This window comes from Streptomyces pilosus (assembly GCF_014649835.1).
Lineage (GTDB): Bacteria > Actinomycetota > Actinomycetes > Streptomycetales > Streptomycetaceae > Streptomyces > Streptomyces pilosus.
The window spans coordinates 70,910-93,380 of record NZ_BMTU01000020.1 but is presented as its reverse complement, the minus strand read 5'-3'; the positions used below and the strand labels follow the sequence as shown (position 1 = coordinate 93,380).

The 22,471-nt window shown below is 72.7% G+C and carries 23 protein-coding genes; 11 read left to right on the top strand and 12 right to left on the bottom strand.

Annotation, left to right across the window (positions count from 1 at the left end):
- Positions 1 to 48: 48 nt before the first annotated feature.
- Positions 49 to 594, top strand: coding sequence for a hypothetical protein (locus IE118_RS32015; protein WP_189561608.1), 546 nt, complete (start codon positions 49 to 51; stop codon positions 592 to 594).
- 153 nt (positions 595 to 747) lie between these two features.
- Here IE118_RS32015 and IE118_RS32010 read toward each other — a convergent pair whose 3' ends face one another.
- Entirely contained in the window at positions 748 to 1,092 is a 345-nt protein-coding gene (locus IE118_RS32010) for a deoxyxylulose-5-phosphate synthase (RefSeq protein WP_189561607.1), read from the bottom strand.
- A gap of 149 nt (positions 1,093 to 1,241) precedes the next feature.
- Between IE118_RS32010 and IE118_RS32005 the strand changes: the two genes are divergently transcribed.
- Positions 1,242 to 1,979, top strand: a complete 738-nt coding sequence (locus tag IE118_RS32005; RefSeq protein WP_189561606.1) for a nitroreductase family protein — start codon at positions 1,242 to 1,244, stop codon at positions 1,977 to 1,979.
- A 47-nt stretch (positions 1,980 to 2,026) separates the two neighbouring features.
- On the opposite strand, the gene IE118_RS32000 is transcribed toward IE118_RS32005, so the two are convergent.
- Positions 2,027 to 2,371 (bottom strand): DUF6343 family protein, encoded by a 345-nt coding sequence (locus IE118_RS32000; protein WP_189561605.1) that lies wholly within the window; start codon positions 2,369 to 2,371, stop codon positions 2,027 to 2,029.
- A 151-nt stretch (positions 2,372 to 2,522) separates the two neighbouring features.
- Here IE118_RS32000 and IE118_RS31995 point away from each other — a divergent pair, with 151 nt between their 5' ends.
- Together IE118_RS31995 and IE118_RS31990 are read left to right on the top strand one after the other, a co-directional pair.
- Positions 2,523 to 2,927: a DUF2267 domain-containing protein gene (locus tag IE118_RS31995; protein WP_189561604.1), complete on the top strand. Its 405-nt coding sequence runs from the start codon at positions 2,523 to 2,525 to the stop codon at positions 2,925 to 2,927.
- 13 nt (positions 2,928 to 2,940) lie between these two features.
- On the top strand, positions 2,941 to 3,582 hold the full coding sequence (locus IE118_RS31990) for a dienelactone hydrolase family protein (protein WP_189561603.1): 642 nt from the start codon (positions 2,941 to 2,943) through the stop codon (positions 3,580 to 3,582).
- A 62-nt stretch (positions 3,583 to 3,644) separates the two neighbouring features.
- On the opposite strand, the gene IE118_RS31985 is transcribed toward IE118_RS31990, so the two are convergent.
- The 6 genes from IE118_RS31985 to IE118_RS31960 all read right to left on the bottom strand — a co-directional run bounded on the left by IE118_RS31985 (position 3,645) and on the right by IE118_RS31960 (position 8,183).
- Positions 3,645 to 4,649, bottom strand: coding sequence for a polysaccharide deacetylase family protein (locus tag IE118_RS31985; protein WP_189561602.1), 1,005 nt, complete (start codon positions 4,647 to 4,649; stop codon positions 3,645 to 3,647).
- Between the two features lie 25 nt (positions 4,650 to 4,674).
- Positions 4,675 to 5,691, bottom strand: a complete 1,017-nt coding sequence (xynA, locus tag IE118_RS31980) for an endo-1,4-beta-xylanase XynA (protein WP_189561601.1) — start codon at positions 5,689 to 5,691, stop codon at positions 4,675 to 4,677.
- Between the two features lie 291 nt (positions 5,692 to 5,982).
- Positions 5,983 to 6,606, bottom strand: a complete 624-nt coding sequence (locus IE118_RS31975; RefSeq protein WP_189561600.1) for an Rv1733c family protein — start codon at positions 6,604 to 6,606, stop codon at positions 5,983 to 5,985.
- Between the two features lie 43 nt (positions 6,607 to 6,649).
- Positions 6,650 to 7,450, bottom strand: coding sequence for a rod shape-determining protein (locus tag IE118_RS31970; protein WP_189561599.1), 801 nt, complete (start codon positions 7,448 to 7,450; stop codon positions 6,650 to 6,652).
- Positions 7,447 to 7,815, bottom strand: a complete 369-nt coding sequence (locus IE118_RS31965) for a TraR/DksA family transcriptional regulator (RefSeq protein WP_189561598.1) — start codon at positions 7,813 to 7,815, stop codon at positions 7,447 to 7,449. The genes IE118_RS31970 and IE118_RS31965 overlap by 4 nt, the downstream gene beginning before the upstream one ends.
- A 41-nt stretch (positions 7,816 to 7,856) precedes the next feature.
- The gene (locus IE118_RS31960; RefSeq protein WP_189561597.1) at positions 7,857 to 8,183 is read right to left on the bottom strand and encodes a TraR/DksA family transcriptional regulator; all 327 of its coding nucleotides are present in this window, start codon (positions 8,181 to 8,183) and stop codon (positions 7,857 to 7,859) included.
- 273 nt (positions 8,184 to 8,456) lie between these two features.
- Here IE118_RS31960 and IE118_RS31955 point away from each other — a divergent pair, with 273 nt between their 5' ends.
- Genes IE118_RS31955 through secD form a run of 4 tightly spaced genes read left to right on the top strand, consistent with a single transcriptional unit; the run spans position 8,457 to position 12,922 of the window.
- A complete protein-coding gene (locus IE118_RS31955) occupies positions 8,457 to 9,452 on the top strand; it encodes a HAMP domain-containing sensor histidine kinase (RefSeq protein ID WP_189561596.1) in 996 nt (331 codons plus the stop codon).
- Entirely contained in the window at positions 9,449 to 10,135 is a 687-nt protein-coding gene (locus IE118_RS31950) for a response regulator (RefSeq protein ID WP_189561595.1), read from the top strand. Before IE118_RS31955 ends, IE118_RS31950 begins: the two co-directional genes overlap by 4 nt.
- Entirely contained in the window at positions 10,132 to 10,554 is a 423-nt protein-coding gene (locus IE118_RS31945; protein WP_189561594.1) for a hypothetical protein, read from the top strand. The genes IE118_RS31950 and IE118_RS31945 overlap by 4 nt, the downstream gene beginning before the upstream one ends.
- A 43-nt stretch (positions 10,555 to 10,597) precedes the next feature.
- Positions 10,598 to 12,922 carry a protein translocase subunit SecD gene (gene secD / locus IE118_RS31940; RefSeq protein WP_189561593.1) on the top strand — a complete coding sequence of 775 codons (2,325 nt, stop codon included), beginning with the start codon at positions 10,598 to 10,600 and terminating at the stop codon, positions 12,920 to 12,922.
- Positions 12,923 to 13,037: 115 nt separating this feature from the next.
- Here the strand turns inward: secD and IE118_RS31935 are convergent, their stop codons facing one another.
- Entirely contained in the window at positions 13,038 to 14,942 is a 1,905-nt protein-coding gene (locus tag IE118_RS31935) for an ABC transporter ATP-binding protein (protein ID WP_189561627.1), read from the bottom strand.
- 282 nt (positions 14,943 to 15,224) lie between these two features.
- Here IE118_RS31935 and IE118_RS31930 point away from each other — a divergent pair, with 282 nt between their 5' ends.
- From IE118_RS31930 to IE118_RS31920, 3 genes are all read left to right on the top strand, one after another.
- On the top strand, positions 15,225 to 16,322 hold the full coding sequence (locus tag IE118_RS31930; protein ID WP_189561592.1) for a mechanosensitive ion channel family protein: 1,098 nt from the start codon (positions 15,225 to 15,227) through the stop codon (positions 16,320 to 16,322).
- A 145-nt stretch (positions 16,323 to 16,467) separates the two neighbouring features.
- Positions 16,468 to 18,687, top strand: coding sequence for an NADP-dependent isocitrate dehydrogenase (locus IE118_RS31925; RefSeq protein ID WP_189561591.1), 2,220 nt, complete (start codon positions 16,468 to 16,470; stop codon positions 18,685 to 18,687).
- 213 nt (positions 18,688 to 18,900) lie between these two features.
- On the top strand, positions 18,901 to 19,698 hold the full coding sequence (locus IE118_RS31920; RefSeq protein WP_189561590.1) for an N-formylglutamate amidohydrolase: 798 nt from the start codon (positions 18,901 to 18,903) through the stop codon (positions 19,696 to 19,698).
- Between the two features lie 174 nt (positions 19,699 to 19,872).
- Here the strand turns inward: IE118_RS31920 and IE118_RS31915 are convergent, their stop codons facing one another.
- Genes IE118_RS31915 through IE118_RS31905 form a run of 3 tightly spaced genes read right to left on the bottom strand, consistent with a single transcriptional unit; the run spans position 19,873 to position 22,468 of the window.
- The gene (locus IE118_RS31915) at positions 19,873 to 20,388 is read right to left on the bottom strand and encodes a hypothetical protein (protein ID WP_189561589.1); all 516 of its coding nucleotides are present in this window, start codon (positions 20,386 to 20,388) and stop codon (positions 19,873 to 19,875) included.
- 14 nt (positions 20,389 to 20,402) lie between these two features.
- Positions 20,403 to 20,978 carry an RNA polymerase sigma factor gene (locus IE118_RS31910; protein WP_189561588.1) on the bottom strand — a complete coding sequence of 192 codons (576 nt, stop codon included), beginning with the start codon at positions 20,976 to 20,978 and terminating at the stop codon, positions 20,403 to 20,405.
- 59 nt (positions 20,979 to 21,037) lie between these two features.
- Positions 21,038 to 22,468, bottom strand: coding sequence for a S8/S53 family peptidase (locus IE118_RS31905; RefSeq protein ID WP_189561587.1), 1,431 nt, complete (start codon positions 22,466 to 22,468; stop codon positions 21,038 to 21,040).
- Between the last annotated feature and the right edge of the window lie 3 nt (positions 22,469 to 22,471).

The window sequence follows — 22,471 nt, the reverse complement described above, 5'->3', positions numbered from 1 at the left end:
TGCGTCGTAGGGTGCGGGGCGACACGGTCGGCGGAGAGGGAACGGTGGATGGCGGGACTGTACGAGATCTGGCAGCGGGCCGAAGTGTGGCGCAGGCTCGACGTGTTGTCGGGCTTCGTCGCCATGTGCGTGGCGCGGGACGACCACGCGCGACGCCGCCTCGCCCGGCTGGTCGCCGGCGCGGACGCGGCACTCGCCGCCTCGCCCCCGGATCTGGGAGTCGCCTCGGACCACCTGGACGAACTCGTCCGCTGGGCCGACGCGGAATGGGCCGATCACCCCCACCGCCCCGTGGAAGCCCGGCCCGACGAGGCGGACCGGCAGACGCGTGACTACGCCAAGGATCTGCGCAACGCCACGCTTCCGGTCCGCGTCCGGGACGAGATGGGACGCATCGAACTCAGCCTCGAAGTGCGGTTTCTGGCTCTGTGCCGCACAGCGCACCTGGACTGCCGGGCCCGCCAGGACATCTTCTACCTCGCCGGACGTTCCGCGATGGCCCTCGACCTCGGGCACTTGGAGGCGGCGGAGCGGGAGCTCCGGCGCATGGAACAAGCGGGTTCCGTGGAGACTCCGGAGAGTTGCCGCGGTTGATGCGCGGGTTCGCGGGCTGCACGGCCACGCACCGCTCTCCCCCGCGCCGTTGACCGCCCCGTTCCGCCCAGGGCCGTCCGCCGGTCCGCCGGCGGCCGTACCGCGCCGAGCGGCTCCGGACCGCCGGCGGTACGCAGCCCGCCGGGTCACCCGTCACGGCACCTCGGGGCGTACGAGCGCCCGGGCGACGGGCTCACCGGTGCGGCGGGCGTACGCCATGCGCTCGCGCACCTCCCTCAGCGTGCGCGGACGGTACCCGGGCCCGCCGCAGCAGCTCTTGTGGAAGCGGACCCCCGCGTGCAGCAGGACGGACAGCACCCGCCACGCCCGGGTGTCCCGGCGCGGCGGCGCGGCGAAGGCCGACCCCACGTGCACCAGCGGCCCGGCGCAGCGCGGACAGGGCCGCCGGTCCCCGCCGTGCGGCTCGCGCGAGGGGTACGGCTGCTTGTACGCGGCCCGGCAGGGCAGGCAGACGTAGGACGTCTTCGAGGGAGGCATGCCACCAGGGTAGGCAGCCGTCCCGGCCCGCCTCGACGGGTTTTTCCGCGGGCAGGGGCCACGGGGAAGGCGTCCACCTCCCATCAACCTCCCTTTCCTTGAAGGCAGATGGCCTTGCCCGGACACCCCGAGTTCCTACACTCGCGATCATGCATACTCCAGACACCCCCGCCGGGTCCGCCGTCGGCGGGGCCGCCGAGCCCGGTCTCTTCAGCACCATGTCCACCGCGCGGGCCATGCGGCGCCTGCTGCCCGACCCGGTTCCCGACGAGCTGCTCGACCGGCTGATACAGGCCGCCGTGTGGGGGCCCAGCGGGGGCAACATGCAGCGGTACGAGTACGTCGTCGTCACCGACCGGGCGGTCATGGCCGAGCTCGCGCCGCTGTGGAAGCGGTGTGTGGACGCCTATCTGGCCACGACCGGAAAGTACGCGCCCGCCGGCATGGACGAGGCCGCGTACGGGCGCATGGTCGCCGCCATCGAGTACCAGCGTGACCACTTCGCCGAGACGCCGGCGCTGATCATTCCCTGCTACCGGTTCCCGGAGCCGAGGATCGAGGAGGAGGGCCTGCGGCGCTACGCCGAGGCTCTCGGCCCGGACGCGACGGCACGCATGGGACGGATCCAGGAGCGGTTCTCCGCCCTCGCGGAGGGCTCCTGCGTCTACCCGGGCGTGCAGAACCTGCTGCTCGCGGCGCGAGGGCTGGGCCTGGCCGCCAACATCACCCTCTGGCACGTGTTCCTGGAGGAGGAGTGGAAGGCGGCACTCGGCATCCCCGAGGAGATGAACACGTTCGCGGCGATCCCGGTGGGGTGGCCGCGCGGCCGGTTCGGTCCGGTGAGCCGGCGCCCGGTGGCGGAGGTCGTGCACCGCGACCGCTGGTAGGCCGCGGCTGCCGGGCGGGTACGGGAGCGTGACCGCCCGGCGGTGGGTCAGTGGCCGGTGCCGCGTTCGCGGCGCAGGCGCCGCCGGACCACGACCAGGTCCAGCAGAGCCGTCAGCGCGAGGAACGCGCAGACGGCGGAGAGGAAGATCAGCGGCCCTCTGCCCGGGCTGTCGTCCGGCCCGGCGTCGGTGGCCCGGACGCCGAAGAGGACGCAGCCCGCGAGGAGGAGCGGCAGGAACACGCCGGCGAGCAGCAGGCGCAGGCGGAGCGGGCTGCGGGCGGTGACCGGTTCGGTGCCGGTCCTGGGGAAGCGGCGGCCGACCGCCCCGGAGCGGGCACGGGGGACCGGCCTTCCGCCCTCGTCGGTCCGTTCGGTCCGTTCGTCGCGCATGCCGCACCCCTCCTCGGCCTGGTACGGGGCGCGGGCCGGGTAGCCGCCCGCGGCCGGGGTAAACCGGTGTCGCCCGCCCGTACCGGGTACTCGTGTGTGACCACCGCACCGTCTCGTGCGGGACGCGCACCATGAGGAAGGACGTCACCTCATGCAGCACGACGAGATCATCGGAAAAGTGCAGGCCCTCACGCGGTTGCCGGACCGGGGATCGGCCGAGACGGCGACCCGTGCCGTGCTGACCACACTGGCCGAAAGGCTGCCGTCCGGGCTCACCAACCATGTGGCCGCCCAGCTGCCCCCGACCCTGGCGGCTCCCATGCGGCAGGCCGGGGACGCCGCCCCGGAAGCCGAGCGCTTCGACCTGACGACGTTCGCCGGGCGGATCGCCGGCCGTGCGGAGACGGACGAGGACGCCGCGGTGCGGGAGGCCGCCGCCGTCATGGAGGTGCTGGACGCCGCCCTCGCTCCGGAGCTGACCGAGAAGATGGTCGCGGCGTTGCCCAGGGACATCGGCGGCCTGCTGCCCGCCGGGCGGGCCGGGGACTCCCCGTGAGGAGGGAACGGGCATGCTGTCCGCGACCGTGACGGTCCCCTCCGGCGGCGCGGACCTGGCCGGCGACCTCGAGATTCCCGCCGGTGTGCGCGCGATGGTGTTGTTCGCGCACGGCAGCGGCAGCTCCCGGCACAGTCCCCGCAACCGGGCCGTCGCCGCCGCCCTGCGGGCGGCGGGGTTCGGCACGCTGCTGCTCGATCTGCTGACCGCGGAGGAGGAACGCGAGGACGCCGGGACGGGTGAGCACCGGTTCGACATCGGGTTGCTGTCCCGGCGGCTGGCGCACGCGATCGACTGGCTGGAGCAGCGTCCGGACACCGCGGATCTTCCGGTGGGCCTGTTCGGGGCCAGCACGGGTGCGGCGGCCGCGCTGGTGGCGGCGACGGAGCGGCCCGGTCGGGTGTCGGCCGTCGTGTCGCGGGGCGGTCGGCCGGACCTGGCGGGTGACGCGCTGGCGCTGGTCGGCTCTCCGGTGCTGCTCGTCGTCGGGGGCGACGACGGGACGGTCCTCGCCCTCAACCGCCGGGCCGCCGAGCGGTTGCCCGGTGAGCACCGCGTCCACGTGGTGCCCGGCGCGACGCATCTCTTCCCCGAACCGGGGGCGCTGGAGGAGGTCGCCCGGCTCGCCGCCGCGTGGTTCGGCGAGCATCTGTGACGGGGCGTGCGGCGAGCCGCAGCGCGGGGTGCGTGCTGCGGCTCGCCCTCGGTCCGGCGGGTTCAGCTCGTGCTGCAGGAGACGGTCGGCCAGGTCCAGTTGCCGTTGGCCTGGATCGTCACCCCCCACCTGTTGCCGCTGCCGTTGGACCTGGCGACGAGCGTCTGGCTGTCGGGGTAGGACGTGCTGACGTTCCAGGTCGCCGAGACCTTCGCCGGTGACGGGACCTTCATGGTCACGGTCCAGTTGTCCGCGCCGGCCACCGCGACGTCGAGGTTGTAGCGGTCGCCCCAGCGACTGCCGGCCGACACGGTCGCGGTGCACGCGGTACCGCCGCCACCGCCGTCCCCTCCCCCGCCGCCGGAGCCGTCCGGGGCCACCGCACGGCCGGTCTGCGGGGAGATCATGCCGGCGCACAGGCCGCGGGAGGCGAGGTTCTGCGCGATGCGCGGGATGGCGGCGACGGTGTTGGCCGGCCAGTCGTGCATCAGGATCACCTGGCCGTTGGTGAGCCGGGACGCCGCCTGCACGATGGCGTCGGTGCTCGCGTTGTTCCAGTCCTGCGAGTCGACGTCCCAGATGACCTCGGTCAGGCCGTACTTGGCCTGCACCGAGCGCAACGTGGAGTTGGTCTCGCCGTAGGGCGGCCGGAACAGTTTGGGTGTGCCGCCGCCGGCGTTCGCGATCGCCTGCTGGGTGCGGGCGATCTCCGAGTCCATCTGGGACTGGCTCAGCTGGGTCATGTGGGGGTGGGTGTAACTGTGGTTGGCGATCCACATGCCCGCGTCGGCCTGGGCCCTGACCAGGGCGGGGTTGGCCGCGGCGTACTGGCCCTGGTTGAACATCGTGGCCCGCAGCCCGTTCTGCCTGAGCGCGTTGAGCAGGTTCGGGGTGCTGCCGGCCTGGGGGCCGTCGTCGAAGGTGAGTCCGACGTAGCCGTTGCAGGCGGCCGCGTGCGACCCGGGTGCGTTGACGGTCGACGTCACGGTTCCCGCCACGGTCAGTGCGGCGACGGTCAGGCCCGGGACCAAGTACCGGGTGAGTGCACGCCGTTGTCCGGTTCTCATGGGTGGGGTCCTCCTCGGACGGGGGTCAGCCGGCACTGCAGGAGACCGTCGGCCAGGTCCAGTTGCCGTTGGCCTGGATGGTGGCACCCCAGTTGTTGCCGCTGCCGTTGGACCTGGCGACGAGGGTCTGGCTGTCGGGGTAGGAGGCGCTGACGTTCCAGGTCGAGGAGACCTTCGCCGGAGACGGGACCCGCATCGTCACGGTCCAGTTGCTGGAGCCGCTCACCGAGACGTTGAGGTTGTAGCGGTCGCCGAACTTCTCGCCGGCCGACAGGGTCGCGTTGCAGCCGCCGTTGCCGCCACCACCGCCGCCGCCGTTGCCGCCGCCGTTGCCGCCGCCACCGCCGGAGCCCTCGCTCACCGTGATGTTGGAGCTGCCGCTGCTCTGGTAGCCCTCGGTGGCCATGATCATGTAGTTGTGGCTGCCCAGGTTCATGCCCTTGCTCGCCCAGGCGTCGAAGTGGTTGCCGCTGGTGATGGTGCCGCCCGTGCGCTTGGACTGCCGGACACTCCAGTACTGGTCGAAGGTCCTGGTGCCCTCGATCGAGGGGGCGTTGTACCGGGTGGTCTTGTAGATGTCGTACGTGCCGCCGTCGGTGGTGACGGTGCCCTTGTACTCGCCGGTGGGCCGGTAGGTGCCCCAGTTGTCGACGATGTAGTACTCGATGAGCGGGCCGGTGGTCCATCCGTAGAGCGTCAGGTACGCGTTGCCGGAGGGGTTGAAGCTGCCGGAGTAGTTGACGGTCTTGCGGCCGCCGGTGCTCCAGCCCTTGCCGGCGACGAAGTTGCCGGTGTTGCGCCACTGGGTGCTGTAGTTGCCGCCGGAGCCCAGGTCCATGGAGACGGTTCCCTGGGCGTCGGTCCAGAACGAGTACCACCAGCCGTTGTTGGTGCCGGTCTGGTTCGTGGTGACGGCGGCGGTGGCGGTGGTGGCGGTCAGGAGCAGCGCGGTGACGGCGGCCAGCGCGACGGTCCAGACGCTTCTGACGCTGAGCAGCAGGCGGCCGCGTCGGCGGCCATCGGGGCGGACGGACACGTTCATGGTGGTGCGCCTCCTGTGACGGCTCGATGGGGAGGTCGATGCCGGACAGTGTTGGCCTGTGCGCGTCAAGCGTCAACAGTTTCGGTCCATGTTTCGAAATCTTCGCTCGGTCAGGAAAGGGCGCTACCTCAAAGAAGACGCATGTCAACGCGCTTACTGAACCGGTCAATCACAAGCACGACGCGGCGCGAGGGAGAAACTCCTCGAAGCCTCAAGGAAGGTCATCGAATGTTTCGAAGCCCGGCATGGGTGAGCTCTCGCGTGGCGTGGTCCCGTGCGGAGCTCGCCGGCTCAGGTGGGTGACGTCCAGCGCGGTGCGGTCTCCGCCCATGCCGTGTCCCAGCGGGCCAGGTCGCGGCGGCGCAGCACCAGGGCGGTCAGGGCGTGGACGGCCGCGCCGGTGAGGGCGACGCCCAGGGCGGAGAGAAGCGCCCATCCCACGGTGCGGCTGCGGACCTCCTGGGGCGTCAGCGGCGGCTCCGTCGCCTCGCCGTCCTCGGTGATCCAGATGCGTACGGTGTGGCTGGCGGACAGCCCCGGCCGGACCTCGGCGCGGGTGGTGCGGGTGCGGCCCTCCCGGGTGACGACACGGACCTCGACCGGGTAGCGGGTGTGCTTCTCCTCGTCCGAACCCGGCTCCGGATGACGGGGCGCGTCCCGGGTGAGCGTCGCGTCCGTCTCGTACCGGGTCTGCGTCTGGTGGCGCGCGGTCTCCTCGTAGTGGCCGCGGGCGGCGTCGCCGACGAGGACGGCGGTCACGGGCGCCACGGCCAGGACGGCGATCAGCACCCCGAGGCCGATCCAGCTGCGGAGCCGGTCCGTGCGGCGGCGCAGGGGGTTGCGTCGGTGGCGCCACAGAAGGGGGCGCGGGGGCGGGCCGGGGGGCGGCTGCGCCGGAGGGATCTCGCCCGCCACGTCGTCTCTCCCTTCGTGCGGGGTCGCAGGCAACCGGGGTGGCTCAGAGATCGCTGACGGAGGGGTGGTGGTGGGCCGCGGCGAGGAGACCGGCGGCGCCGCGGACGGCGGCGGTGTGCGGGGACGGCACCGGCTGCACCGCGCAGCCGAGGCCGTCGGGCAGGTCGCGGGTGATGTCGGGGCGCAGCGCGCCGCCGCCGGCCAGCAATACGCCGCGGCGCAGGGCGGTGCGGGTGAGGGAGGTGCGGTCCTGCCGCAGCATCGCCGTCACCATGCCGGTCACCGCCTCGGTGATCAGCTCGGGTTCCGTGCCGTCGCAGAGGTCGCCGGTGCCCAGCGCGGTGCGGCGGGCGTCGGTCACCGCGCCGTCCGCGAGCAGCACCACCTCGGTGAGGTGGGCGCCGATGTCCACCACCAGCAGCGGACGGACGTGGTCGGCTCCGGCGGCCAGCGCCACCGCCCGCGCGCCGGGCACCGTCAGCACGGCGCGCGGCCGGAGGATCTCCACGGCCGCCCGGGCCGCGGTCCGGAAGGCGAGCCCGTCCAGCACGGGGGCCGCGAGGACGACCAGGGGGCGGCCGATCCTGGGCATCCGGTGTCCGAGCAGCCGGTCCAGCATGCGGGCCGTGCCGTCGGTGTCGACGATGGTGCCGCGCTGGATGGGGTGGACGGCTCCGGTGCCCGGGAAGGTGACGGTGGGGACGTCGAGGACCATGCCCCGTCCCGCGATCCACGCGCGAGTGCGGGCGCTGCCCAGGTCGAGAGCGATACCTGAGCAGCGCCGGCACAGCGGCCAGTGCCGGTGACGTACGGGAGCCGGCCGGGGGTGCCGGATCACGGTCACCGGCCGGCCTCCCTCACCTGCTGGCAGCGCCCGCAATAGCGGGCCTGGGGGACGATCAGCAGGCGGTGGCGTTCGACCGGGCGGCGGCACAGATGACAGGTGCCGTAGTCCCCGGCGTCCATCCGGGCGAGTGCCGCCTCGACGTCGGCGAGCACCATGCGGGCGGAGGCGGCGAGTTTGACGCCGACCTCGAGCTGGGCGGCGTCCGCCTGCCGGCGACGGTCGTCGGCACGGGTCGTGGAGGCGAACTGCCGCAGCTGCTCCTGCCGGAACAGCCGCTGCTCGTGCAGGATCTCGCGCAGCGCGGCGAGGTCCTCCGGGGTGAGGACCGTGTCGGGCTCGTCGATGGTCTGGTGGGTCACCACTGCACCCCTCGGGCAGAGCGGATGGACGGAACGAAGGGGGGTCAGGCGGCGCGGCTCTGGCAGGCGACGCAGTACCGGGTGTGCGGGAGGATCTCCAGGCGCTCCGGCGGCACGGACTTCGAACAGCCCAGGCAGGTGCCGTAGGTGCCGTCCTCGACCCGCGCGAAGGCCTCGTCGATCTCCGTGAGGACGCGCTTGATCGCGTCCTTCTGGTTGGACATCAGGTGGTCACCGGGGTTCTGCCCGGTGTCGTCCAGGGCCTTGAGCTGTGCGAGGCGGGTCGTTCGGGCGTGTTCGAGCCGCTGACGGACCTCGTCCGCGGCCGGGTTGAGGGAGCGCGGTTCGGTGCGGGGCAGGTCGAGCGACACGGAGGGGCCTCCTCATGACGTACGGATGTTGTCCTCACCCTCGCCCGTTTTCCGCTTGGCGCCCATTGGGCGCGGTACCCATCTCCGACGGGTCCGAGGACCCACCCCGTACGGGATGGGTCCGGTGGGCCGCGTGAAATGGGGCGTGGGGCCCATCGACCCGGGCGGTGCGGGCCGTGCACGCTGTGCGCTGTCCGCCGGGACCGATGGGGGCCGCCGCCGCGGGAGAACGAGCGGTGACCGACAGTAGAGGCAGACGAGAAAGAGGAAGGCGTGACCTCCGTGTCCCTGTACTGGCGGATCTTCGGGCTGAATGCCGTGGTGCTCGGCAGTGCCACGGCGCTGCTGCTGTGGGCTCCGGTGACCGTGTCCGTTCCGGTGCTGCTCACCGAGGCGATCATCCTGGTGGGCGGGCTCGGCGTGATGCTCGTGGCCAACGCGGCCCTGCTGCGCATCGGGCTGGCGCCGCTGGACCGGGTGACCCGGCTGATGTCCACCGTCGACCTGCTGCGTCCGGGTCAGCGGCTGCCCGAGCGCGGTGGCGGGGAGGTGGCCGAGCTGGTCAGCTCCTTCAACGCGATGCTGGAGCGGCTGGAGGGGGAACGCGTGGCGAGCAGCGCCCGCGCCATCCTGGCCCAGGAGGGCGAGCGGCGGCGTATCGCCCAGGAGCTGCACGACGAGGTCGGGCAGAGCATGACCGCCGTGCTGCTGGCGCTGAAACGGGCCGCGGACGAGGCGTCCGAGCCGCTGCGCGGTGAGCTGCAGCAGGCGCAGGAGATCACCCGGGAGAGTCTGGACGAGGTCCGCCGGCTGGTGCGCCGGCTGCGTCCGGGCGTCCTGGACGACCTCGGCCTGGTCAGTGCCGTGACCTCGCTGGCGACGGAGTTCGCCACGCACACCGGACTGCGCGTACGGCGCCGCTTCGACTCCGATCTGCCCGCACTGGACCACGAGACGGAGTTGGTGATCTACCGTGTGGCGCAGGAGAGTCTGACCAACGCCGCCCGGCACGCGGAGGCGCGGAACGTGGAGCTGAGCCTGCGCGCCGTGGACGGTCGTGTCGTCCTGGAGGTGACCGACGACGGGCGCGGCATCGGAGCCGCGCAGGAGGGTGCCGGTCTTCGCGGGATGCGGGAACGGGCCCTGCTGATCGGGGCCATGCTGGACATCTCGAGCCCGGCCGGGAACAGCCCGGCCCGCACCGCCCTCGGCCCAGGAACCGGGACACGGGTCCGGCTCACCGTGCCCACCGTCAGGAAGCAGTCATGACCCCTCAGGAAACGCCCGCCGACCACCGGACGCAGCCCAGGATCCGGATCCTGCTCGCCGACGACCACGCCCTGGTGCGGCGCGGGGTGCGGCTCATCCTCGACCGGGAGCCGGACCTGGAGGTGGTGGCCGAGGCCGGTGACGGCGCGGAGGCGATCGCCATGGCCCGCACCCATGACGTCGACCTGGCGGTCCTGGACATCGCCATGCCGCGGCTGACCGGTCTGCAGGCCGCGCGTGAGCTGACCGCGCTGAAGCCGGGGCTGCGCATCCTGATGCTGACGATGCACGACAACGAGCAGTACCTGTTCCAGGCGCTGAAGGCGGGCGCGGGCGGCTACGTGCTGAAGTCCGTCGCCGACCGTGATCTCGTGGCCGCCTGCCGGGCCGCGATGCGGGACGAGCCGTTCCTGTACCCGGGAGCGGTGACGGCCCTGATCCGCAACTACCTCGACCGGGTGCGGCACGGGGAGGAGGCGCCCGAGCAGCTGCTGACGCCCCGCGAGGAGGAGGTGCTGAAACTCGTCGCCGAGGGGCACTCGTCGAAGGAGATCGCCGAGCTGCTGTTCATCAGCGTCAAGACGGTGCAGCGGCACCGCGAGAACCTGCTGCACAAACTGGGGCTGCGGGACCGCCTCGAACTGACCCGCTACGCCATCCGCGCCGGACTCGTCGAGCCTTGACCACCGACCCGCGGGGACGTGCTCCCCGCCTACCGTTCCGTGCGGCCGCGGCGGCCTTCGCCGCCTTCGCGGCCGTGCTGCTGGCGCTCGGCGTCACCGGCGGCGCCGAGTCCGTGCCCGGTGCCGCCTCCCGCGCGCCCCTGACTCCGGCGTCCCCCGCCCCGACGTCGTACTCCTCCGACACCCGTCCCTACAGCGACGACGCCTACGTGGGTGTCCGGGCGCTGCTCACCCGGCTGGAACGGGACGCCGGTGAGCGGACGGTGTTCGACGGGCACCTGCTCTTCACCCCGGCCTACGCGCCGCTGATGACGCCCCGGCCCGCGCGGCCGGCTCCGGCCGCGGGACACGCTCCGCCCGCGGCCGCCCACGTCCCCTCCGACCTGGGGCGGGCTCCGCCCGTCGCCTCCAGCACCTGAGATTCCCTCTTCCCTCTCATTTGCGTGCCTGCTGGAGGCATCTGTGAAACGTCCCGCCCGCGTCAGGGCGTTGTTCGCGCTCGCCGTGATCGCCGCATCCGTGTTCATCGCCGTCACCGTTCCGGTCCGTCTGGGCCTGGACCTGCGGGGCGGCACCCAGATCGTGCTGGAGACCCGTGACTCCGAGACCGTGAAGGCCGACGGCGAGGCCACCGACCGCACCCTGGAGGTGCTGCGCGGCCGCGTCGACGCGCTCGGGGTGGCCGAACCGGGCATCGTCCGCTCCGGTGAGAACCGGATCATCGTCGAGCTGCCCGGCCTGCAGGATCCGCGCCAGGCCGCCGACGTACTGGGCCGTACCGCCCAGCTCTCCGTCCATCCGGTGCTCGGCGCCGCCACCGGGGCGGAGCAGCCGCAGGAGAAGGGCGAGGAGGTGCTGCCCGACGAGTCGGGTGAGCGGCTCCGGCTGGGCCCGGCGGCCCTGCGCGGCCAGGACGTCGAGGACGCCGAGGCCCTCATCGACCAGCAGACCGGCGCGGGCTGGCACGTCACCGTGGACTTCGAGGACGACAAGGGCTGGGCCGAACTGACCGGCGAGGCCGCCTGCCACCCCGCGGGTGACCCGCAGCGCCGGGTCGCGATCGTCCTGGACAAGAAGATCATCTCCTCGCCGCAGGTCGACCCGTCCGTGTCCTGCGGGGCCGGCATCACCGGTGGGTCCACCCAGATCACCGGTTCCTTCACCAGCGAGGAGGCCAAGGAGCTCGCGCTGCTGGTCAAGGGCGGCGCCCTGCCGGTGCCGGTCGAGACCGTCGAGCAGCGGACCGTCGGCCCCACGCTGGGCGCCGAGGCCATCGAGGCGAGCGCCTGGGCGGCGGTCGTCGGCACCGCCCTCACCGCGATCTTCATCATCGTCGTCTACCGGCTGATGGGTGTCCTGGCCACGCTGGCCCTGCTCTGCTACGGCCTGATCTCCTACGCCGGTCTTGCGGCACTCGGTGCGACGCTGACCCTGCCCGGTCTGGCCGGTTTCGTCCTGGCCATCGGCATGGCGGTGGACGCCAACGTGCTGGTCTTCGAACGGGCCCGGGAGGAGTACGGCAAGCGCAACCGGCCCAGCAGCCGGTCCGCGCTGACCGCCGGTTTCAAGGGCGCGTTCAGCGCCATCGCGGACTCCAACGTCACGACGCTGATCGCGGCGGTGCTGCTGTTCCTGCTGGCGTCCGGCCCGGTCAAGGGCTTCGGTGTCACCCTGGGCATCGGTGTCGTCGCGTCCATGATCAGCGCCCTGGTGATCACCCGGGTACTGGCCGAGTTCGCCGTGGCCCGCAACTGGGTGCACCGCCGGCCGGGGATCACCGGCCTGTCGTCCATCGGCCGGGTCCGCGCGTACCTCACCCGCCGCAACCCGCAGCTGATGCGGCGCCCGCGCCGCTGGCTGGCGGTGTCCGCCGTCGTGCTGGCCGTCGCCGGCGCGGGCATCGTGGTGCGCGGCCTGAACTTCGGCGTGGAGTTCACCGGCGGCCGGCTGATCGAGTACTCCACCGGCACCACCGTCGACCCGGACCGGGCCCGCGACGCCCTGGCCGACGCCGGTTTCCCGCAGGCCGTCGTGCAGTCCTCCGGTGACGACAAGATCACGGTGCGCACCGAGGAGCTGACCAACGCGGAGGCGGTCCGGGTCGCCGACGCCGTCGCCGGGGTCGGCGACGGGGCGGAGAAGGTCCGTGACGAGCTGATCGGTCCGAGCCTCGGTGACGAACTGCGCCGCAATGCGCTGATCGCGCTCGGCCTGGCGCTCGGCGCCCAGCTGCTGTACCTGGCGTTCCGGTTCCGCTGGATGTTCGGTACCGGCGCGGTGGCGGCCCTGGCGCACGACGTGGTCATCCTCACGGGCATCTTCGCCTGGCTGGGCAAGCCGATCGACGGGGTGTTCCTGGCGGCGCTGCTCACCGTGATCGGTTACTCGGTCAACGACTCCGTCGTGGTCTTCGACCGGATCCGCGAGCTGTGGCGCAAGGACAGCAAGGAGCCGTTGGCCCAGGTCACCAATCAGGCGATCCTGCAGACGGTGCCGCGTACGGTCAACACCGGTATCGGTGTGATCTTCATCCTGGCCGCGCTGGCGGTGCTGGGCGGCGACTCGCTCACCGACTTCGCGCTCGCCCTGCTGATCGGCATGCTGGTGGGCACGTACTCGTCGGTCCTGACCGCCTCGCCGCTCGCCATCGAGCTCGAGGCGTACGCGGGCGGCGGTAGGGACGGCGGGCGGCGGGGCCGTGGTCGCGGCCGCGGTGGTTCCGGCCGTGCCAGGTCCGGCGCCGCGAAGGACACGGGCCGGGCGGAGGCGGCCGGCAAGGGGAAGTGACCCACCCGGTGCCGCCGCCGGTCCCGGTTCCGGGGCCGGCGGCGGCCTGCGCGGCGGCGGCCCCCGCCGGCCGCGTGAGGATCCGCTACGCCCCCGCCGGCCGCGTGAGGGTCCGCTACGCCGCCGCCGGTGCGCCGCGCCCGTCGCCCGGGCCGTCGGTGGCCGGCCGGTCGCCGAACTGGGTGCGGTACAGCTCGGCGTAGCGGCCGCCGGCGGCCAGCAGCTGCCGGTGCGTGCCGCGCTCCACGATCCGGCCGGCCTCGACGACGAGGATGAGATCGGCCGCGCGGACGGTGGACAGCCGGTGGGCGATCACCACCGCCGTCCTGCCCTCCAGCGCCTCGGTGAGTGCCTCCTGCACGGCGGCCTCGGAGGTGTTGTCCAGGTGGGCGGTGGCCTCGTCGAGGACGACGACCCGCTGGCGGGCCAGCAGCAGCCGCGCGATGGTCATGCGCTGGCGTTCCCCGCCGGAGAGCCGGTAGCCGCGCTCCCCGACCACCGTGTCGAGGCCGTCGGGCAGGGTCCGTACGAGGGTGTCCAGGCGGGCCCGGCGCAGGGCGTCCCACAGGTCGGGTTCGCTCGCGTCCGGCCGGGCGAGCAGCAGGTTGGCACGGACGGTGTCGTGGAAGAGGTGGCCGTCCTGGGTGACCATGCCGAGGGTGGCGCGCAGGGAGGCGGCGGTCAGGTCGCGGACGTCGACGCCGCCCACGCGCACGGCGCCCGAGTCGACGTCGTACAGCCGCGGCAGCAGGGCCGCGACGGTCGACTTGCCGGCGCCGGAGGAACCGACGAGGGCGACGGTCTGCCCCGGTTCGGCGCGGAAGGAGATGCCGTGCAGGACCTCCTCGCCGCCGCGCGGGTCGAGGACGGCGACCTCCTCCAGGGAGGCGAGGGAGACCTTGTCGGCGGAGGGGTAGCCGAAGCGGACGTCGTCGAACTCGACGGCGACCGGGCCCTCGGGCACCTCACGCGCGTCCGGCTTCTCCCGGACGATCGGCTCCAGGTCGAGGATCTCGAAGACCCGCTCGAAGCTGACCAGCGCGCTCATCAGCTCCACCCGGGCCCCGGCCAGCGAGGTGAGCGGCGCGTAGAGCCGGGTCAGCAGCAGGGCCAGCGCCACCACCGCGCCCGGTTCGAGGACGCCGCTGAGCGCGAGCCGGCCGCCGAGGCCGTAGACCAGCGCGAGGGCCAGGGCGGAGACGAGGGTCAGGGCGGTGATGAACACCGTCTGCGCGGTGGCCGTGCGGACGCCGATGTCGCGGACCCGGCGGGCGCGCGCCGCGAACTCCTCGGACTCCTCCTCCGGGCGGCCGAACAGTTTGACCAGGGTGGCGCCGGGGGCGGAGAACCGCTCGGTCATCCGGGTGCCCATGGCCGCGTTCAGGGCGGCGGCCTCGCGCTGCATGGCGGCCATGCGGCGGCCCATCCGCCGGGCCGGGACGACGAACACCGGCAGCAGCACCAGCGCCAGCAGGGTGATCTGCCACGACAGGGTGAGCATCACCGCGAGGGCGAGCACCAGGGTCACCACGTTGCCGACCACCGTCGACAGGGTGTTGCTGAAGGCCCGCTGGGCGCCGATGACGTCGTTGTTGAGACGGGAGACCAGCGCTCCCGTGCGGGTGCGGGTGAAGAACGCGACGGGCATGCGCTGCACGTGGTCGAAGACCGCTGTCCGCAGGTCGAGGATGAGCTCCTCGCCGAGCGCCGCCGACAGTCTCCGGCCGAGGACCCCGAGGCCGGCCTCCACGATCGCGATCAGCGCGATGAGCAGCGCCAGGCGGACGACGGCGGCCCCGTCGCCGCCGGAGACGATCGTGTCCACCACCTGTCCGGCGAGCACCGGGGTGGCGACGGCGAGTGCCGCGGTCGCCGTGCCGAGCAGCACGAACAGGGTGAGCCGGCGGCGGTGCGGGCGGGCGAAGGCGGCGATGCGGCGCAGCGTCCCGCGCGTCACGGGACGGTGCTCGTCCTCGGCGGTCATGACGCTGCGCAGCTGTGTCCACGCTGTGGTCTCCATGCTCATGACCGCGAAGGTAGGACCTCGACCTTGGTTGAGGTCAAGAACGGTCGGTGACGGGTCGCCACGTCCCGGGACGGGGGCGGCGGATCATGGCTCGTTCACGGGCCCGGGCCGCCCGCCGCGGTACGAACAGCCCCTCGGCATACGGCAGGATGAGCGATCGTGCCGGCCGCGGGTCAGGGTGGCCGGCCCGCCGTACATCCCGTTGAATCGAGCAGGTGACCACGTGACACGACTTCACACAGCCCCGTCCGACCGGGTAGGGCCCGGAGGTGAGCGGTGACCCGCTCGCTGACCATGGACGACCTGGTGCTCGCCGGCATCGCCCTCGCCGCCGGCCTGCTGGCCGCGTTCCTGCTCCGCATGCTGCTGCGCTGGCTCGGCCGGCACGCCGAGCGCACCAACTGGCGCGGGGACGACGTCCTGGTGGACGCCCTGCGCATGATCGTGCCGTGGGCGGCGGTCGCGGGCGGCATGGCCTCCGCGGCGGCGGCGCTGCCGCTGACCCGGACCGTCCAGCACAACGTCAACCAGGTGCTGACGCTGCTGGTGATCTTCGCCGCCACGGTGTCGGCCGCCCGGGTGGTGGCGGGCCTCGTGCGCTCGGTCACCCAGGCCCGCTCCGGTGTCGCCGGGTCGGCGACCATCTTCATGAACATCACCAGGATCCTGGTCCTCGCGATCGGCTTCCTGGTCGGCCTGCAGACGATCGGCATCTCCATCGCCCCGCTGCTCACCGCCCTGGGCGTCGGCGGTCTGGCGGTCGCGCTGGCGCTGCAGGACACCCTCGCCAACCTCTTCGCGGGCATCCACATCCTCGCCTCCAAGACCGTGCAGCCCGGGGACTACATCCAGCTCAGCAGCGGCGAGGAGGGCTACGTCGAGGACATCAACTGGCGCCAGACGACCGTCCGCAACCTGTCCAACAACCTGGTGGTCATCCCGAACGCGCAGCTCGCCAAGACGAACATGACCAACTTCATGCGTCCGGAGCAGCAGCTGACCATCCTGGTGCAGGCCGGGGTGTCGTACGACAGTGACCTGGAGCAGGTGGAGCGGGTGACGAAGGAGGTCGTCGCCGAGGTGATGACCGAGATCACCGGCGCGGTGCCGGAGCACGAGCCCGCGGTGCGCTTCCACACCTTCGGCGACTCCCGCATCGGGTTCACCGTGATCCTGGGCGTGGGCGAGTTCAGCGACCAGTACCGGATCAAGCACGAGTTCATCAAGCGGCTGCACCGCCGCTACCGCGAGGAGGGCATCCGCATCCCCTCCCCCGCGCGCACGGTGGCGATCCAGCAGGGCGCGGTGCTCTTCCCCCAGCAGCGCGCCGGGGAGTCCGCGCCGGACGACATGACCGTCACCCGGCCGATCTGAGGACCGTACCGGCGTCTCCCGCCACGGCCGCTCGGCCGCGTGGCGGGAGATCGCCCGGAACGCGGCGTGGACCCCTGTCGAGCCGGAGGCCGTCACAAGATATCTTGATGTCGAGCAATGTTGCAGACGTGGAGCGGAGCACCCGGTGACTGACTCGACCATCATCTATACGCACACTGACGAGGCCCCGGCCCTGGCGACGTATTCCTTCCTGCCGGTGGTCCGGGCGTACGCCTCGCAGGCGGGTGTCCCCGTGGAGACGCGGGACATCTCGCTGGCCGGGCGGATCATCGCCGTGTTCCCGGAGTACCTGTCCGAGGACCAGCGCATCCCGGACGCCCTCGCCGAGCTCGGTGAGCTGGCGAAGACGCCCGCGGCCAACATCATCAAGCTGCCGAACATCTCGGCGTCGATCCCGCAGCTCAAGGCCGCGGTCGCCGAGCTCCAGGGCCAGGGCTACGCGCTGCCGGACTACCCGGACGACCCGAAGACCGACGAGGAGCGCGAGATCCGCGCCCGCTACGACAAGGTCAAGGGTTCGGCCGTGAACCCGGTCCTGCGTGAGGGCAACTCCGACCGCCGCGCCCCCGCCTCGGTGAAGAACTACGCCAAGAACCACCCGCACCGCATGGGCGCCTGGACCGCCGAGTCCAAGACCGACGTCGCCACCATGGGGGCGGACGACTTCCGCTCCACCGAGAAGTCGGTCGTCATCGCCGAGGACGGCGCGCTGCGCATCGAGCTCAAGGGCGACGACGGCTCCACGACCGTGCTGCGCGAGTCCGTACCGGTCCTCGCCGGCGAGGTCGTCGACGCCTCCGTGATGCGCGTCGGCGCGCTGCGCGAGTTCCTCACCGCGCAGGTCGCCCGTGCCAAGCAGGAGGGCGTGCTGTTCTCCGTGCACCTCAAGGCCACGATGATGAAGGTCTCCGACCCGATCGTCTTCGGTCACGTGGTGCGCGCCTTCTTCCCGAAGACGTTCGCCGAGTACGGCGACAAGCTCGCCGCGGCCGGCCTCTCCCCGAACGACGGTCTGGGCGGCATCTACAAGGGCCTGGAGTCCCTGCCCGAGGGCGCCGAGATCAAGGCGTCCTTCGACGCGGAGCTCGCCGAGGGCCCCGCGCTGGCGATGGTCGACTCCGACAAGGGCATCACCAACCTGCACGTCCCCTCGGACGTCATCGTCGACGCCTCGATGCCGGCGATGATCCGCACCTCCGGCCACATGTGGGGCCCGGACGGCCAGGAGGCCGACACCCTCGCCGTCCTGCCGGACTCCAGCTACGCGGGTGTCTACCAGGCCGTCATCGAGGACTGCCGGGCCAACGGCGCCTACGACCCGTCCACCATGGGCTCGGTGCCGAACGTCGGCCTGATGGCGCAGAAGGCCGAGGAGTACGGCAGCCACGACAAGACCTTCGAGATCCCCGTCACGGGCACGGTCCGGCTGGTCGACGCGGAGGGCAACGCCGTCATCGAGCAGGCCGTCTCCGCCGGTGACATCTTCCGCGCCTGCCAGACCAAGGACGCCCCGATCCGCGACTGGGTGAAGCTGGCCGTCACGCGTGCCCGCGCCACCGGCGACCCGGCGGTGTTCTGGCTGGACGCCACCCGCGCCCACGACGCCAACCTGATCGCCAAGGTCGAGCAGTACCTCGCGGAGCACGACACCGAGGGCCTGGACATCCGCGTCCTCGCCCCCGTCGAGGCGACCAAGCTGTCGGTGGAGCGCATCCGCCGCGGTGAGAACACCATCTCGGTGACCGGCAACGTGCTGCGTGACTACCTCACCGACCTGTTCCCCATCCTGGAGCTGGGCACCAGCGCCAAGATGCTGTCGGTCGTCCCGCTGATGGCGGGCGGCGGTCTCTTCGAGACGGGCGCGGGTGGCTCGGCGCCCAAGCACGTGCAGCAGCTGGTCAAGGAGAACTACCTGCGCTGGGACTCGCTCGGTGAGTTCTTCGCCCTGGTGCCGTCGCTGGAGCAGTACGCCGAGGCCACGGGCAACGCCCGCGCCAAGGTCCTGGCCGACACCCTCGACCGGGCCACGGCGACGTTCCTCAACGAGGACAAGTCCCCGACCCGTCGCGTCGGCGGCATCGACAACCGCGGCAGCCACTTCTACCTGTCCCTGTACTGGGCGCAGGAGCTGGCCGCGCAGACCGACGACGCGGACCTGGCGAAGGCCTTCGCCCCGCTCGCCGAGACGCTCACCGCCAACGAGGCGAAGATCGTCGAGGAGCTGAACGCCGTCCAGGGCAAGCCGGCCGAGATCGGCGGCTACTACCAGCCCGACCCGGCCAGGGCCGCCGAGGTCATGCGCCCGTCCGCCACCTGGAACGAGGCGCTGGCGTCCCTGAGCTGACGCTCGCCATCGAACGGGTCCGCCCCGGCCGGCACCACGCCCGGCCGGGGCGGACCCGTCTCTCCGGCGTCCCCGCGCCGGGTCACCGCCCGGGCGGGGCCCCGGCGCGGCCGGACCGCGGCGGCCCGGGTGTCCCGCGTCGGCGGCGTTGTCAGTGGGATGTGGCACCTTGATCCTTCCGCGCACCACCGACCACGCTCCTGGAGCAGCCGCATGACCGACGTCCCGCCGTCCTTCGCGTTCCTTCCCGGTGACGCCGACTCCCCCGTGATCCTCCACGTCCCGCACTCGTCGCGGGAGATACCCGCCGACGTGCGGTCCGGGATCGTGCTCGACGACGCCGCGCTGGAGCGGGAACTGGACCACATCACGGACGCGCACACCGCGTCGGTCGCCGAGGCGGCGGCCCGGGCGGCCGGGGTCGCGCCGTGGCGGTTCGAGAACCGGCTGTCGCGGCTGGTCGTCGATCCGGAGCGGTTCCCGGACGGGCGCGAGGAGATGCTGTCCGTCGGGATGGGCGCGGTCTACACCCGGACCACGCACAAGGACGTGCTGCGGCCCGGCGGGTTCAACGGGGAGCCGCTGATCGAGCGGTACTTCCGGCCGTACGCGCGGGCGATGACGGAGGCGGTCGCCGGGCGGCTCGCGGCGACCGGACGGGCCGTGATCATCGACGTGCACTCGTACCCGAGCGCCCCGCTGCCCTACGAACTGCACGGGGACGGGCCGCGGCCGGAGATCTGCCTGGGCACCGACTCCTTCCACACCCCGCCCGCGCTCCTGGACGCGGCCCGGGAGGCCTTCGCCCCGTGCGGTGGGACGGGGCTGGACAGCCCGTTCGCGGGGACGTACGTGCCGCTGGAGTTCTTCGGCAAGCGGGCCGAGGTGTCCGCGCTGATGGTGGAGATCCGCCGGGACACCTACATGACCGAACCGGGCGGCGCCCCGCACCAGGGCCTCCCCCGCCTCGCCGCGGCGCTCGCCGCCCTGGTCGACGCGGTCTCCGGCTGACGCCCGGCACCTCGCCCGGATACCCGCGGGCATCCGGCCGGCCCTGACCGCGCCGGGCGGCCTTCCCCCGCGCCCCGCGCGCAGGGGCCGGGCTCACGGCCACGCGCCACCGGCGCGGGCGCGGGCGCGCGACCGGACGCCCCGGTCACCGGCGCCTCCCTCTCCCCCGGAGGGTCAGGCGCGGAGCCACTCCGTGGTGACCACCTCGTCGCCGGTGCGCAGGCGCAGGGCGAACGGACCGGCGGGGGCGGTGCCGGCGCTGAAGCGTCCCATGTCGTCGGCGGTGAGTGCCACGCTCGCGCGGGGGCCGCCGAGTACCTCGATGCGGACCGGCCGGGGCGGCAGTACCTGGCCCATCAGGCCCTGCGCGCTCACCTCCACGTCCAGCGTCACCTCGCCCGCGCTGAACGTCAGCATGCGCGGCACGTCCGTCGCCCCCCTGACCGGGAGGGCGTCGACCAGCGAGTCGAAGGTCAGCTCGGCGACACGGGCGTCGAGGTCGTGCAGCGCGTAGGCGTCGACGGCGACCTGCAGCAGGGCGGGAGGCAGCGGGTCCAGGACGGCCGCCGCCTGCCGCAGTTCCTCCTCCAGCAGCCCGGTGCCCACGCCGTCGTCGCGTCCCGCGTCGTCGGTCGCGTCGGTCGCGTCGTCCACGGCATGCACGTCGTCCATGGCGTTCCGGTCGTTCATGTCGCTCGTCCCGCTCACGTCGCCCCCCGGGCCTCGAGCCGGGCCCGCAGCCGGCGCAGACAGCGCTGGCGCAGTGGCCCGATGCTGCCCACCGCGATGTCGAGCGCGGCGGACACCTCCTGATAACTGGGCGGCGGCGAGGCGATCAGCACACGCAGCAACTGCCTGCACCGCTCGCCGAGTTCCTCGAACTCCTGCCACAGCCGCCGTACGCTCTCGCTCCGCGCGGCCGCCTCCTCCGCGTCCAGCAGCGACTGCTCCGGCGTACCGTCCTCACTGACCCGGTCCAGCAGGTTCGGATCGTCCGTCAGCATCAGCCGGCGCGCGTTCCTGTGCACCTTCAGGCACTCGTGCCGGGCGGTACTGGCCAGCCAGGAGCCCGCCTTCTCCGGTTCCCGGATCCGCCCCAGATGCTGGGCGAACCGGAACCACACGGTCTGGTAGACCTCGTGCGCGTCGGCGTCGGAGAGCCGGTGCGCGCGCACCACGGACCACACCAGCGGGCCCAGCCCTTCCACGATCGCCTTCCAGGCCGCCGCGTCACCGTCGACAGCGGACCGGACCAACACGCCGACTTCCCTGTGCTCCACGGTCCCACCCCTCGTGTACGGCACGTCATGGTACGCCGCGGAGGGGACGACTCCGGTCCTCATGCCCGGGCCGCGGGCGGTGAGACCCGGACCGGGCGCCAGGTGGGCGGCAGGAGGGCGGGCACGTGCGACCCGCGCACCTCGGCGAACTCCGTCGTGTCCTCCATGAGTTGCCGGCGCGCCTTGCGCGGGTCGGTCTGGGCCCGGGCGGTCATGTGGGCGGCGATCATGCCGACGGCGACGGGGGTGGCGAACGAGGTCCCGCTCCACTGGGCGAGTCCTTCGAACATCACCTGGTCCGGCTTGGCGGGGCCGCCGTCCTCGCTCAGGAGGCCGTTGTGCCGCGGGTGCAGGCAGGTGCAGGGGTAGGTGAAGCCGTAGCGGCAGGCGTCGTACGTGGAGTGCTGGTAGACGTAGGGGACGGGGGTGTCGAAGCCGGTGAGGGCGCTGGTGAGGCGCTCGCCGGGTGCGTACGCCTTCACCCAGCCACCGTGGTTGCTGAAGCAGGCGCCGTACTCGCCGTCTCCGCGCAGGGCACCGACGGACAGCACGGCGTGCTCGTAGCCGGGCAGGTCGGCGTAGGCGGCGGGCCAGAAGGGCGTGGCACTGCCGTTGTTCCCGGCGGCGGCGACCAACAGGGTGCGCTGCTTGCGCAGTTCCCGCATGAAGGCGTCGACACCGAGGAGCCCGTCGGTGCGGCCGTTGGAGGTTCCGGCGGAGAGGCTGATGACGTCGGGCCAGCCGCCCTCGTCGACGGCCTCGAAGAGCTTCTCGCCGAACTCGGACTCCAGGACGGCTCCGGCGTCGTTGAGCGTGCCGCGCACGGTGATGTCGGTGTTGGGGGCGACGGCGGCGACCAGACCGGCGATGAACGTGCCGTGTCCGCAGTACTGCTGCAGGATGCCGTCGCCGTCGCACTCGGCGACCTGGGCGTCGCCCCGGGTGTGGGCGAGCAGCGGGTAGGAGCGGTGGTCGTGCATGAGGCCGGTGTCGATGACGAGGACGCCGACGGCGCTGTCCGGGTCGTGGGCACCCTCGGCGGCGCCCGGGTTGGGCGGTGTGCCGGGCGCCACGGGCACGGGCTCGTCGCCGGGACAGGCGTTGACGGCGATCGACACCACGTGGTTGCGGCTGACCATCCGGTGTCCCGCGCGTGCCTCCGCCGCCGAGAGGGCGCGCAGTGCGCCCGCCACCGCCGGGTCGCCGCTGCCGTCGCCCCGGCCCGGGTCGGCGACCTGGATGCGGGTGATGCCGGAGCGGTTGGTCTCGGGGCCGGCCCGGCGCACGTGGTCCGGTGCGAGCCCGGCGAAGGTGGTGAAGTGCTGCCGCACCGTGTCCTCGACGACGCGGGCCTCCTCCCCGTCGCGGGCGAGGACGACACCCTTCTCGTAGAGGAACTCGCCCGCGTCGTCCGGGCCGATCGCCAGGGGGACGTCGGGCATGGAACGCTGGATCTGCGCGAACTGCTCACGGAATCGCTGTGGTGCCATGGC